General features: G+C 69.0%; 11 protein-coding genes. 10 read left to right on the top strand and 1 reads right to left on the bottom strand.

Annotated elements, in window-relative coordinates:
- The first annotated feature begins 124 nt into the window (after window positions 1-124).
- The 8 genes from HCX50_RS06470 (at window position 125) to HCX50_RS06435 (ending at window position 9,601) form a co-directional block, all read left to right on the top strand.
- The gene (locus tag HCX50_RS06470) at window positions 125-1,213 is read left to right on the top strand and encodes a M20/M25/M40 family metallo-hydrolase (protein WP_337749038.1); all 1,089 of its coding nucleotides are present in this window, start codon (window positions 125-127) and stop codon (window positions 1,211-1,213) included.
- Window positions 1,214-1,502: 289 nt separating this feature from the next.
- Entirely contained in the window at window positions 1,503-3,335 is a 1,833-nt protein-coding gene (locus tag HCX50_RS06465) for an ABC transporter substrate-binding protein (RefSeq protein ID WP_167633378.1), read from the top strand.
- Window positions 3,336-3,406: 71 nt separating this feature from the next.
- On the top strand, window positions 3,407-4,450 hold the full coding sequence (locus tag HCX50_RS06460) for an ABC transporter permease (RefSeq protein ID WP_105710141.1): 1,044 nt from the start codon (window positions 3,407-3,409) through the stop codon (window positions 4,448-4,450).
- Window positions 4,447-5,361: an ABC transporter permease gene (locus HCX50_RS06455; protein ID WP_205828842.1), complete on the top strand. Its 915-nt coding sequence runs from the start codon at window positions 4,447-4,449 to the stop codon at window positions 5,359-5,361. Before HCX50_RS06460 ends, HCX50_RS06455 begins: the two co-directional genes overlap by 4 nt.
- A gap of 1 nt (window position 5,362) precedes the next feature.
- Window positions 5,363-7,012 carry an ATP-binding cassette domain-containing protein gene (locus tag HCX50_RS06450; RefSeq protein ID WP_167633377.1) on the top strand — a complete coding sequence of 550 codons (1,650 nt, stop codon included), beginning with the start codon at window positions 5,363-5,365 and terminating at the stop codon, window positions 7,010-7,012.
- Window positions 7,009-7,962, top strand: coding sequence for an LD-carboxypeptidase (locus HCX50_RS06445; RefSeq protein WP_167633376.1), 954 nt, complete (start codon window positions 7,009-7,011; stop codon window positions 7,960-7,962). The genes HCX50_RS06450 and HCX50_RS06445 overlap by 4 nt, the downstream gene beginning before the upstream one ends.
- The gene (locus HCX50_RS06440) at window positions 7,959-8,792 is read left to right on the top strand and encodes a serine hydrolase (protein ID WP_167633375.1); all 834 of its coding nucleotides are present in this window, start codon (window positions 7,959-7,961) and stop codon (window positions 8,790-8,792) included. Before HCX50_RS06445 ends, HCX50_RS06440 begins: the two co-directional genes overlap by 4 nt.
- Window positions 8,789-9,601 (top strand): serine hydrolase, encoded by an 813-nt coding sequence (locus tag HCX50_RS06435; protein ID WP_167633374.1) that lies wholly within the window; start codon window positions 8,789-8,791, stop codon window positions 9,599-9,601. Before HCX50_RS06440 ends, HCX50_RS06435 begins: the two co-directional genes overlap by 4 nt.
- 91 nt (window positions 9,602-9,692) lie before the next feature.
- On the opposite strand, the gene HCX50_RS06430 is transcribed toward HCX50_RS06435, so the two are convergent.
- Window positions 9,693-10,742, bottom strand: coding sequence for a P1 family peptidase (locus HCX50_RS06430; protein WP_167633373.1), 1,050 nt, complete (start codon window positions 10,740-10,742; stop codon window positions 9,693-9,695).
- Between the two features lie 157 nt (window positions 10,743-10,899).
- Here HCX50_RS06430 and valS point away from each other — a divergent pair, with 157 nt between their 5' ends.
- Together valS and HCX50_RS06420 are read left to right on the top strand one after the other, a co-directional pair.
- A complete protein-coding gene (gene valS / locus HCX50_RS06425) occupies window positions 10,900-13,515 on the top strand; it encodes a valine--tRNA ligase (RefSeq protein WP_167633372.1) in 2,616 nt (871 codons plus the stop codon).
- Entirely contained in the window at window positions 13,515-13,730 is a 216-nt protein-coding gene (locus HCX50_RS06420; protein WP_091037118.1) for a hypothetical protein, read from the top strand. The genes valS and HCX50_RS06420 overlap by 1 nt, the downstream gene beginning before the upstream one ends.
- The last annotated feature ends 19 nt before the right edge of the window (window positions 13,731-13,749 follow it).

Genomic DNA, 13,749 nt, shown 5'->3' with positions numbered 1-13,749 from the left:
GCAGCTGGGAGCGATGTTATCGGCGGGTTGCACGTCAATCAAGAGGCAGATACGGTTCGTAACTGTGACCACTTTCCCGGCAGCTCCCGGAGCGGACCACCCTTCAGACGACATCATCGCACTCGTGCGCGAACTTGTGACCTGCGAGTCGCCCACCCGCGATGTCGTCGCGAGCCGCACCATCGCCGATCTCCTGACCGGATGGTTCGAGGGCGTCGGCGGGGAGGTCCGTCAGGAGCCGACCGCCGCGGGAACGGATCTCGTCATCGACGTCGCCGGAGCCGGCGATCCGTACCTCCTCATCGGTCACACCGACACCGTGTGGCCGGAGGGCACCCTCGACGGCACACTGCCCTGGTCCCAGCAGGGCGACATCGTGCGCGGGCCCGGCGCCTACGACATGAAGGCCGGGATCGTGGTCATGCTCGAGGCCTTGCGGCGACTTCAGCCGCTCCCCCGCGAACGCCGGAGAGCCGTGCGCATCGTCCTGGTCGCCGACGAGGAGGTCGGCTCGCCCGAGTCCGGCCCCCTGCTCACCGAACGCGCACGCGGAGCCGTCGCCGCCATCGGATTCGAATCGCCGCATCCGGACGGCGCCCTCAAGGTCGGCAGGCGCGGGAGTGCACGGCTCAGGATCGCGGTCACCGGGCGCGCCGCACACGCCGCCCTCGACCCCGAGCACGGCGTGTCCGCCGTGGACGAGCTCGTCGATCAGTTGCTGCGCGTGCGGGAGATCGTCGCGGATCCCGCCTTGCCGGGGCCCGTGCTCTGCAATGTCGGGACGATCTCCGGCGGGGCTCGCGCCAATGTGATCCCCGCGCAGGCGCAGGCGGAGATCGGTCTCCGCTTCACCGATCCGGTCACCGAGGAGCGCGTGATGCGGGCACTCGCCGCGCTGCCGCCCGTCCGCACCGGTGCGGAGATCGTCGTCGAGACCCTGAGCTCCCGCCCTGCCTGGGCCGCCTCCGCGCAGGACGCCGCGCTGGTGGCGGCCATCGAGCGGTCCGCCGCCGGCGTCGGGCAGCACGTCGAGGGACGTCCGGCGGCCGGCGCGGGGGACACCAATCTTCTCGGCGCCCTCGGGCTGCCGACGGTCGACGGATTCGGACCCCGCGGGGGCGGCGCGCATGCGGAGGACGAGCACTTCCTGCGCTCCTCCCTCGGCGAGCGCATCGAGCTCCTGCGTGCCGTACTCACCCTGCCCGCGGAGTGAGGATACGATTCCCGTTTGTGCCCTGATCACGATGATCCGAGGGATACGTTCCGGATCTCGGGACGGGAATACTGCCTCATCGAACCCCCTTCGCGTGGGGCGCATCCTTGCATCCGCATGTTTCCGCGCTGTTACACGCGGAAAGCAACCTGCGCCCAGATGCCGACTTGCGAAAAATCTTCGACGATACGCAACGAATCCCTTGACCCAGGGGCAGACTTCCGCTTGCATGGTCTCCACCGACCCGGCTTCATCGTGGATCCGGGCGGCGCCCGAAGGGACTTCTTCTATGCGTCTTGCCCCCCGCTCCAGAACAGCACGAAGTCTGACCGCCGCTGCGATCGCCTCCGCGCTGCTCATCGCTGCTCCCGCCGGTGCCGCTCAGGCGCAGTCCGTGAGTGCCGCGACCGAATCCCCCGCCTCCGAGACCACGTTGCGCATCGCGACGTCGGGCTTCGTCGACACGTTCAACCCGTTCATCTCGATCTACCTGACGCCGACGAACATCATCCGCTACGTGTACGAGTCCCTCGTGCAGAACGACGCCGAAGACGGCTCCCCCACCAAGGGCCTCGCCGACTCCTGGGATGCCACCGACGGCGGTCAGACCTGGACCTTCACCCTGCAGGATGACCTGAAGTGGTCGGACGGCGAGCCGATCACCTCGGCCGACGTGAAGTACACCTACGACCAGATGATGACCGTGCCGGCCCTCGGAACCGCGAACGGCAACCTCGTCTCCAACTTCGACTCGGTCGAGACCCCCGATGACAAGACCGTGGTGATCTCGCTCAAGACGCCGCAGGCACCCAACCCCGGCTCCGAGATCCCGATCGTCCCGCAGCACATCTGGGAGGCGGTCGACGACCCGACCACGTTCGCGAACGACTCCGAGGTGGTCGGCTCCGGCCCCTTCGTCCTGGACAGCTACTCGGCGAACCAGTCGATCGTGCTCAAGGCGAACAAGAACTTCTGGCGCGGCGCCCCCAAGATCGACGCGATCCAGTACGTGTACTACACGAACTCGGACGCCCAGGTGCAGGCGCTGAAGGCCGGTGACGTCGACCTCGTCTCGGGTCTCACCCCGACGCAGTTCGAGGCGCTCGACGGCGTCGAGGGCATCACGACCCATTCCGGGATCGGCCGCCGCTATCACTCGATCAGCATCAACCTGGGCCAGCAGACCCGCGAGAACGTGCCCTACGGCACCGGCAACGCGGCGCTGAAGGACCTCGAGGTCCGCCAGGCGATCCGCCTCGGCACCGACACGGAGACGCTGCTCGACAAGGTGCTCTCCGGCGAGGGCGTGCAGGCCACCAGCTTCATCCCCGCGTCCTTCCCGAAGTGGCACCTGTCGGACGACGACGAGGTGATCGTCGGATTCGCCCCCGACTCAGCGAAGGCGAAGCTCGACGACGCAGGGTGGGTGCCTGCTGCCGACGGCATCCGGGAGAAGGACGGACAGCGTCTGAGCCTGCGCCTCCTCACGGACGCAGACGACTCGAACGAGCAGTCCATCGCCGAGTTCTTCGTCCCGTGGATGAAGGACATCGGGATCGAGATCGCCGTCGAGTCGACCGACTCGGACACCATCAGCGCGAAGGCCACGTCAGGCGACTACGACCTGTACTTCAGCGGATGGTCGGTCAACCCCGACCCCGACTACCAGCTCGGCATCAACACCTGCATGAACCTGCCCACGGCGACCGACGGCACCGGCGGCACCACACAGGACGGCTACTGCAACCCCGAGTTCGACGAGCTGTACGCTCAGCAGCGCTCGGAGACCGACGAGGAGAAGCGCCAGGAGATCGTGCACGACATGCTGGCGCTGAACTACACCGACACGGCACAGGTCGCCACCTGGTACGCCAACTCGCTCGAGGCCTACCGCTCCGACCGCTTCACCGGCTTCACCCTGCAGCCCAAGGACGGCGGCATCATCGCGAACCAGGCCGGCTACTGGGGCTACCTCACGGTCGAGCCCGTCGAGGGCGCGACCGCCAGCGGCACCGGCACGAACACCGGACTCATCATCGGAGGCATCGTGGTGGGAGTGGTCCTCATCGGAGGGCTCGTCTTCTTCCTGATCCGTCGTCGCAACATCGCCGACGTCGAATGAGCCCAGCGAGACGCCGCGGGCGGCGGACGTCCGTCCCCGCGGCGTCTCCCGGTCCGCTGTAAGGAGACTCCATGTCGAACGCGGTTCCCCCATCCACATCCGCCATCGCCACCAGCGCCGCAGCCGAGGAGCAGCCGCGCGGCCTCGGCGGCCTCCGCTACTTCCTGGTCAAGCTGGGCGGCGCGGCCATCAGCATGGCGATGGTCATCCTCCTCGGATTCTTCGCCTTCAAGATCCTGCCGGGAGACCCGGTCGCATCGATCGCGCGCGAGCGCGGCATGAGTGCCGAGCAGGTAGCGCAGCTGCGCGAGCAGCTCGGCCTGAACAAGCCCCTGTGGCAGCAGTTCTTCGACTACCTCGGCAACGTCTTCACCCTGAACTTCGGGACGAGCTACGTCTACCGCACCTCGGTCTCCGAACTCATCGGCATGTACTTCTGGAACACGATCCTCCTCACCGGTACCGCGGCGATCATCGCCATCGCCCTCGGCCTGTGGCTCGGGCAGAAGGCCGCGTGGAAGCACGGCTCCACGTTCGACCGCATCGTCTCGGGCACCTCGCTGGTGTTCTGGTCGGTCCCGACGTTCTGGCTCGCCCTGTTGCTGCTGATGATCTTCGGCGGCACGCTGCACTGGTTCCCCACCGGCGGGATGGTCTCCCCCAACCCGCCCACCGACCCCGTCGGCGCCGTCCTCGACGTGATCTCGCACATGGTCCTGCCCGTGATAACCATGGTCGCCGTCGTCTATGCGCAGTATCTGATGGTGATGCGCAGCTCGCTCCTGGAGGAGATGGGCGCCGACTACCTCACGACCGCGCGGGCGAAGGGGTTGCGGGAAGACCTCGTGCGTCGCCGCCACGCCGTCCCCAACGCCCTGCTCCCGACCGTCACGCTCGTCTTCATGCATATCGGCGGGCTGATCGCCGGTGCGGTGACGGTGGAGACCGTGTTCTCTTGGCCCGGTCTGGGCAAGCTCACCTTCGAGGCCATCTCCGGTCCCGATCTCCCCCTCCTGCAGGGGACCTTCGTGGTGTTCTCCACGATCATCATCGTGATGAACCTCATCGCGGACCTCATCTACCGTCAGCTCGACCCGAGGGTGAGGCGCGCATGAGCACGGCATCCACTTCCATCCGCTCGCCTCGCGCGCTCGCCTGGCACCGTCGCGGCGCGGCGTTCGCCGACTTCTGCCGCCAGTTCGTGCACTACCGCGCGGGCATGGTCGGTCTGATCTTCCTGATCATCGTCGCGGCGGTGGCCATCCTGGCGCCGGTGATCGCTCCGTCGAGCATGCTCGACGTCACCAAGCTCGTCGACCCGGAGCGGTTCGCGCCGCCCTCGTGGCAGCATCCGCTCGGCACCGATCAGCAGGGCCGGGAGATCTGGGTCCGTATGGTGTGGGGGGCGCGCGTCTCCCTTCTGGTCGGACTCGCTGCCACCGCCATGTCGATGGTCATCGGCACACTGGTCGGGCTCTCCGCCGGTCACTTCACCGGCTTCTTCGGCGGCCTGATGATGCGCATCATCGACTTCTTCCTCGTGCTGCCCTCGCTCATCCTCGCGATCGTGCTCTCCTCGGTGCTCAGCCGCGGTGTCTGGACGATCATCATCGCGATCGGGCTCACCTCCTGGGCGGGCACGGCGCGCGTGGTCCGGGCGCAGACCCTGTCGATCGAATCGCGCGACTACATCGAGCGCTCGCGGGCTCTCGGCGCCGGTCATTGGCACATCATCATCAAGCACCTCCTCCCCGGCGTGCTGCCTCTGGTGCTCGCCAACACCACACTCACGGTGGGTTCGGCGATCATCTCCGAGTCCACGCTGGCGTTCCTCGGGCTCGGCGACACCACGTTGCAGTCCTGGGGCTCGATCCTGAAGAACGCGATGGACGTGTCCGCGGCGACCAGCGGCTACTGGTGGTACGTGCTCGTACCCGGTATCGCGATCGTCCTGGTGGTGCTGTCGTTCACCCTGATGGGCCGCGCCGTCGAGAACATCACGAACCCGACGCTGAGGAGCCGATGACATGCCCGATCTGATCTTCGACGACGTCTCGATCACCTACCGCACCGCCGGGCGCGCAGGCCGGGACGAGGTCGCCGCCGTCCGCAACGTCTCGCTGACGCTACCGGCGGGCCAGACGCTCGGCATCGCCGGGGAGTCGGGTTCCGGCAAGTCGACACTGGCGATGAGCGTGCTGCGCCTGCTCCCCCACAACGCACGTCTGAGCGGCCGCGTGCTCCTGGGCGACCAGGACGTCGCCGAGTTCTCCTTCGGCCAGCTGCGCGCGGTGCGCTGGGCACAGACCTCCATCGTGTTCCAGGGGGCGATGCACTCGCTGAACCCGGTGCGCACGGTGGGCTGGCAGCTGCTCGAGGCCCTGGAGCTGCATGCGTCGGATCGCTGGAAGTCCGAGAAGGGCCGCAAGCAGCGTATGGCGGAGCTGCTGGATGTCGTCGACCTCCCGCAGCAGAAGTCCGAGTCGTACCCGCATGAGCTCTCCGGCGGCCAGAAGCAGCGGGTGATGATCGCGATGGCACTCGCGTGCGACCCCGAGATCATCATCGCCGACGAGCCGACGACCGCTCTCGATGTCATCGTGCAGAAGCAGATCCTCGACATGATCTCGCGGCTCGTCTCTGAGCGCGGCATCTCGATGCTCATGATCAGCCACGACCTGTCGGTCCTCGCGACGGCGTGCCAGCGCATCGCCATCATGCGCGACGGCGAGCTCGTCGAGGTCGGTGAGAGCTATGCCGTCTGCACGCGTCCGACGCAGGACTACACCCGACAGCTGGCCGACGCCTTCCCCACCATCGGCGATCCGGCCTCCCGCCTGGCGCCGGTCACCCGGCACGGGCAGGGTGCCGACGAGGTGCCGGACATCGCCCATGGCGACGAAGTGCTGCTGGAGGCCCGTGGGGTCAACGTCACCTATCGCTCGGGCAGTCGTCCCGTGCACGCCGTGCGCGACGTCGACCTCACCGTGCGTCGGGGCGAGATCGTCGCGCTGGTCGGCCAATCCGGATCAGGCAAGTCGACGCTCGCCCGGGCGCTCATGGGTCTGCAGCCCGCCGACCCCGGCTCCCGGATCCTGTTCGACGGAGCCGAGATGCCGACGAAGGGCCGCGACCTCGCGCACTTCCGCTCCCAGGTGCAGCTCGTGCTCCAGGACCCCTGGGCCGCGCTCAACCCGAAGCACAGCGTGTACGAGTCGGTCGCCGAAGGTCTGCGAGTGCAGCGCTTCACGGGCGACGAACGCGCGCGCGTGGCTCAGAGCCTCACGGATGCGGAGATGACCCCGCCGGAGAGATTCTTCAGCGCCATCCCGCAGGAGCTCAGCGGCGGGCAGCGCCAACGCGTGGTGATCGCCGGGGCCCTCGCCGTGCAGCCCCAGATGCTCATCGCCGACGAACCCGTCGCTTCGCTCGACGCCTCGGTGCGCGGCGAGATCCTCGGGCTGCTGCTCGACCTGCGCCGGCGGCTCGGACTCTCCGCGCTCGTCATCACGCACGACCTGGGCCTCGCCTGGAACATCGCCCACAGCGTCGCCGTGATGTACCGCGGCGAGATCGTCGAACGGGGCACGACCGAGGAGGTCCTGTTGAATCCGCAGCACGAGTACACGCGGCATCTGCTCTCCGCCGCACCGCGCATCGAGGAGCAGCCGGCGTGACCCGCACGACCTCTCCCTACCTCGACTCCGCCCCGCTGCACCCCGGAGACACGGTGGCGATCGTCTCGCCGTCAGGGCCGGGCAACGAGGAGAACACACAGCGCGCCGTCGACTACTACGAATCGTGGGGTCTGCGGGTACGGGTGGGCGATCACGTGCTCACCCCGCATCCGCGCGCGTCGTACCTCGCCGGTCCCGACGATGTGCGCCGTTCGGATCTCGTCGATGCGTGGATGGACCCGGACGTGGACGCCGTCGTGGCCGCCCGGGGCGGGTACGGGGCGCTGCGGCTGCTCGACGGCATCGACTGGGCGGAGATGCGCCGCGGAGCGTTGCGGCGCGACGGTCGTCCGAAGCTTCTCACCGGCTCCTCCGACATCACCGCGCTGCACGAGACCGTACGCGCGCACCTGGACCTGGCAACGCTGTTCTGCCCGATGGCCGGCAACAACGTCTTCCGCGACTCCGAACAGGTGCGCGACGACGTGCAGCGGTGGTTGTTCGAGCCCTGGCGCGGACGCGAACTGATCGGCCCGAAGACCGAGGTGATGAGACCGGGGCGTGCGTTCGGGCGGTTCACCGGCGGCAACCTGAGCCTGCTCGCCGCCGGGCTCGGCGCCCCCGAGGCGGCCGTGCCCGCTCCCGGCATCCTGTTCCTCGAGGACATCACCGAGGAGCCGTACCGTCTGGACGGCTTCGTGACGCAGCTGCGGAGGGCGGGGCGGCTCGCGCAGGCGAACGGCATTGTGCTGGGCTCCTGGCACGAATGCGGCGACCTCGAGCTCGTGCACGCCCTCATGCGCGACGAGTTCCAGGATGCGGGCGTGCCCGTGCTGTGGGAGCAAGGCTTCGGACACGACCCGCACGCCCTGACGATCCCCCTCGGCGTCGACGGCGTCCTCGATGCGATGGCGGACGAACCGCGACTCACGGTGGGAGTGCCCGGATGATCGCCGTGCCGACGCTCGATCCCCGCGTCACCTGGTCGGTGCGGGTGATCGATGCCGACAGCGGCGCCACCGTCGCCGAGCACGAACCGCACGTGCAGTGCGAGACCGCCAGCATCGGCAAGGTCTTCCTCCTGCTCGAAGTCGCGCGCCGACTCGAAGACGGCACGCTCGATCCGGATCAGCCGGTCGCCATCCCGGAGGAGCACCGGGTGGAGGACTCCGGCTTGCTCTACCGGATGCGGGGCCAGCGCATCGGGGTGCACGACGCCGCCCTCCTCGTCGGCGCGGTGAGCGACAACCTCGCCACGAACGCCCTCATCCACCTGTGCGGCCTCGAGTCCGTGCGCGCCGTCGCGCCGGCCCTCGGATACACGCAGACCTCGCTGCACGACTACATCCGCAACGAGCGCACACCCGACCTGCCCTGGACGCCGTCGTACGGCACCGCGGCGGAGCTGGCCGACCTGATGCGCCGCCTCGGTACCGGTGAGGCCTTCTCCCCCGCGGTGAGCGCACGCGTGCTCGACTGGCTGGCCGCCGACACCGACACGTCCATGACCGCCGATGCCTTCCTGCTCGACCCGCTCGCCCACGTGGACGCCGAGTACCAGGGCATGGTCTTGCGGCACAAGACCGGCAGCGTCGGATTCGCCCGCGTCGATGCCGGCCTGCTCCGCGGCCCCGTCGCCGCCGTCGCCTACGCGGTGGCCGCGAACTGGAAGCACAGCCCGACCGATCTGCGAGCACCCGTCATCGACGGCATGCGAGACATCGGAGAACGGATCCGGCTGCACGTCACCGGACTCGCGCGTCATGAGGGGCTCGCATGAGCGTCATCGGCACAGAGCTGCCCGCCGACCACGGCGCGGTGTGGTCGGTCCTGGTGAAGGACATCGACTCCGGCGAGGTGCTGCTCGAGCATGCGCCCGAGACGGTGCTCGACACCGCGAGCGTCGGCAAGATCTTCCTCCTGCATCGGCTGCTCACCGAGGTCGATGCAGGCACACGGAGCCTGGAGGAGCGCGTGACGCGCCGCCCCGTGGAGTCCATCGATGACTCCGGGCTCTGGTATCTGCTGCAGGCGGCCGAGCTGTCGCTCTACGACGTGGCCGCACTCATCGGCGCGGTCAGCGACAACGCCGCGACGAACACGCTGGGTCGGGTGATCGGGATCCCCGTGGTCCAGGAGCACACGCGCGCCCTCGGCTACACGTCCTCCGCGCTGGACGACATCGTGCGATGGCCGATCCCGCCCGGCGCTCCGACGACGCTGTCGCATGCGAGCGCCACCGAGCTGGTGCGATTCATGACCCGTCTCGCCGACGGGACCGACCTGACTCCGGCATCAGCCGACACCCTCCGACGCTGGCTCGGCGCGGGGATGGACCTGTCGATGGTCGCGTCCGCCTTCGACCTCGACCCCCTCGCACACTGGGGCTTCGACCGTGGCATCTGGCTGCTCAACAAGACCGGCACGATCTCGCGGGTACGCGCCGACACGGGCATCGTGATGTCCCCGGATCGCCGGATCGCCTATGCAGTGCTGGCCAACTGGGACCACGGCGCGGACGGGAGAGGGCCGGTGCTGGGCGCGATGCGCAGGATCGGCGAGGGCATCCGCAGCGCGCTCGCCGGGTGAGTTCAGAGCTCAGGAATTCCGCGTGTGGTCGGGGCGAAACGCCGCCCCGACGCGAATCGGCGCTGCGTTCTTCCTGAGTTGCGCACGCGGGTCAGACGGCCCCGGCGCGGGTGAGTCGCGCCCGGACCCCGTCGATGGGCACCGCACGCGCGGTCCGCCCCTCGGGGCCGACGGTCGTCTCGGCAGCGAGCACGGAGTTGATCAGGGCCTCCTCCACGGCATCCATCGTGGCGGCGAACAGCGGCGACAGTACATCGTCGGCCACCGGCCCGCCGAGCGCCGGGTCGTGCACCGAGAACGCGATCGCGTAGTCGCCGCTGCCCTGCGCGTAGTCGGCGCCGACGCCCCGCATCGCGAACACCGCGCGATTGGCGACTCGCCCGAGCTGCCGACCATCCATGGCCGCATCCGTCGCGACGACGATCATGCACGAGTTGCCGACGGGCTGAGCTGCGGCCCCGGACAGCAGCTCCTCCGCGGGAAGCGGCACTCCCGCGATCCGCAGCGTCCCGCTGAAGTTGGTCTGCACCAGGGCACCGACCGTACGCGTCTGTCCCGCGACGTCGACGAGCCGGGATGACGTGCCGATGCCGCCCTTGTAGCCGAGAGCGACCGTCCCCGCGCCGGCCCCGACACACCCCTCCACGACGGGACCGGCGGCCGCCGCCTCCAACGCCTGGACCACCTGCTCCTCGCCGACGGCCCGGCGTCGGATGTCGGAGAGGAAGCCGTCGTTCGTCTCCCCGACGACCGGGTTCAGCGTCGTCGTCCGCGCGTGCGCCGGGGTCGCCAGCAGGTGTCCGAGCAGCGCGTCGGCGACGCGGAAGACCGACAGGGTCGAGGTGAGGAGGATCGGGGTCTCCAGCGCGGCGAGCTCACGAAGTTGCGTGGCGCCGACGAGCTTGCCGTAGCCGTTGCCGACCGAGAGGTTCGCGGGGAGGCTGCGGCGCTCCCCGGTCAGGGTATCGGGCACGATCGCGGTGACCCCGGTGTGGAGACCGTCGCCGTGCAACGTGGCATGCCCGATCCGGACACCGCCGACATCGGTGATCGCGTTCTCCGCACCGCGCGCGAACGCCCCCGACGGGACGCCGAGGTCGGCGAGGCGGGGACGGGAGGAGGCGGACGACAGCGGTGTCATGCTCCGATCCTTCCAGGGGCGGAGGAGCGGACATCCGCGCCGCGCCGGGCGACTCCGCCGTGTCCAGCCGGCCTTCCGCTCGCTCGATAGACTGGTGCGCACACCCACACTCAGGCACGCTCACACAGTGCCGCATACATCGCTCGAGGAGATCCCCATGCCTGCTTCCGAATCGATTCCCACCGGGATTCCCGACAAGCCCGCACTCGAAGGTCTCGAAGCGAAGTGGGACGCCGCCTGGGCGGATCAGGGCACCTATCTGTTCGACCGTCTGCGCGCGGCACAGTCCGGCCGCGAGGGCGTGTACTCCATCGACACCCCGCCGCCGACGGCATCCGGAAGCCTGCACATCGGGCACGTGTTCTCGTACACGCACACCGACGTGAAGGCGCGCTACGAGCGCATGCGCGGCAAGACCGTGTTCTACCCGATGGGATGGGACGACAACGGCCTCCCCACCGAGCGCCGCGTGCAGAACTACTACGGCGTGCGCTGCGACCCCTCACTCCCCTACGACGCCGACTTCACGCCGCCGTTCGAGGGCGGCGACAACAAGTCGAGCCGCGCGGCCGACCAGCAGCCCATCAGCCGCCGCAACTTCATCGAACTCTGCGAGCGCCTCACGATCGAGGATGAGAAGCAGTTCGAGGCGCTGTTCCGTCAGCTCGGGCTGAGCGTCGACTGGACGCAGACCTACCGCACGATCTCCGACGACACGATCCGCCAGAGCCAGCTCGCTTTCCTGCGCAACATCGAGCGCGGCGAGGCGTACCAGGCACTCGCACCGACCCTGTGGGACATCGACTTCCGCTCCGCGATCGCCCAGGCCGAGCTCGAAGATCGCGACCAGCAGGCCGCGTACCACACCATCGAGTTCCCCTTCGCGGACGGATCGGGCACGCTGGCGATCGACACCACGCGTCCGGAACTGCTGCCCGCGTGCATCGCCCTCGTGACGCACCCGGAGGGCCCGCACAAGCACCTCATCGGCACCAAGGTGCGCACGCCCTTCTTCGACGCCGAGATCGAGATCCACGGTCACCACCTCGCCCAGCCCGACAAGGGCACGGGCGCGGCGATGGTCTGCACCTTCGGTGACGTGACCGACATCGTGTGGTGGCGCGAACTGCGCACCACCGAGAACGAGCCCCTGCCGAACATGACGACGATCGGACTGGACGGACGCTTCCTCCCGGAGGCCCCGACATCCGTCACGAACCCCGCGGCGATCACCTGGTACGCCGAGGAGCTCGCGGGCAAGACCGTCTTCAGCGCACGCAAGGCCATCGTCGAGAAGCTGCAGGAGACCGGCGACATGACCGCGGTCGGCAAGCCGTTCAACCACGCGGTGAAGTTCTTCGAGAAGGGCGACCGTCCGCTCGAGATCGTGTCCACCCGCCAGTGGTACATCCGCAACGGTGCCCGCGACGGCGAGCTGCGCGACACGCTCATCGCCCACGGCCAGGAGCTCGCCTGGCACCCCGAGTTCATGCGCGTGCGCTACGAGAACTGGGTCGGCGGCCTCACCGGCGACTGGCTCGTGTCGCGCCAGCGCTTCTTCGGAGTGCCGATCCCGCTCTGGTACGCCCTCGACGAGAACGGCGAGCGTGACTACGACCGGGTGCTCGCTCCCGACGCGGCGACGCTCCCGATCGATCCGACGACCGATGTCCCCGCCGGATACACCGAGGACCAGCGCGGCGTGGCCGGCGGGTTCGACGCCGAGGCCGACATCCTCGACACCTGGGCGACGTCGTCCCTGACTCCGCAGCTCGCGGGCGGCTGGCAGCGCGACGAGGAACTCTGGAACCTCACCGCGCCGTTCGACCTGCGCCCGCAGGGTCAGGACATCATCCGCACCTGGCTGTTCTCGACCATGCTGCGCTCCACTCTCGAAGACGGCAGGACTCCGTGGCGCAACGCCGCGATCTCCGGCTTCATCGTCGACCCCGACCGCAAGAAGATGTCGAAGTCGAAGGGCAACGTGGTCACCCCGGCCGACGTGCTCGAAGCACACGGCTCCGACGCGGTGCGCTACTGGGCCGCCTCCAGCCGCCTCGGCATGGACGCCGCGTTCGACCCGCAGAACCCCACGCAGGTGAAGATCGGCCGTCGTCTGGCCATCAAGGTGCTCAACGCCGCCAAGTTCGTGCTGTCGTTCCCCGTGCCCGAGGGTGCGCAGGTCACGCACGCCCTGGACGCATCGATGCTGACCGCGCTCGACGGTGTGGTGGCCGAGGCGACCAAGGCCTTCGACCGCTACGACGCCGCCCGCGCGCTCGAGCTGACCGAAGCGTTCTTCTGGACCTTCTGCGACGACTACCTCGAGCTCGTGAAGGAGCGCGCCTACAACCAGGCCGACGTGGGGCAGGCTTCCGCGGCACTCTCGCTGCGTCTGGCCCTCTCGACGCTGCTCCGCCTGCTGGCACCGGTGCTCTCCTTCGCCACCGAGGAGTCCTGGTCGTGGTTCGAGGAAGGGTCCGTGCACACGGCGGAGTGGCCCACGCCGCTCGGCATCGACGGCGACCCGGCGGTGCTCTCCGCCGCGAGTGAGGCACTGATCGGCATCCGCCGAGCCAAGACCGAAGCGAAGGCGTCGCAGAAGACCCCGGTCTCGCGCGCCGCGATCGCCGCTCCCGGCACGAAGCTCGAGGCGCTCCGTGCCGCTGCAGACGACCTCCGCGCCGTCGGCCGCATCGCCGACCTCGAGTTCAGCGAGGCCGAGGAGTTTGCGGTCACCGCTATCGAGCTCGCGCCGGTCGAGGGCTCCTGATGCAGCTCGGCACTCGATGGGCGGCCGGATCCGAGGCACCGGCCTCGGTCCCCGCATCGCTGCGGCCGGCGATCTCCGCGGTGGAGGCGAAGGGCCTCACCGGCCACTGGACCCTCACCTGGCTCGAGGGTCGCGCCATCGCGGAGCTCGACGCCGGCTGGGAGGTCTTCCAGGCCGCGTCCGGCGAGGTCGTCGCCCGCCCCTTCGCGGACTGAGCAGGCCCGCGCGGAGATA

This window comes from Microbacterium sp. B19(2022) (genome assembly GCF_012030385.1).
In the GTDB taxonomy this organism is placed as follows: domain Bacteria; phylum Actinomycetota; class Actinomycetes; order Actinomycetales; family Microbacteriaceae; genus Microbacterium; species Microbacterium oxydans_B.
The sequence above is the reverse complement of the archived record's forward strand: the minus strand, read 5'-3'. Positions and strand labels throughout refer to the sequence as shown.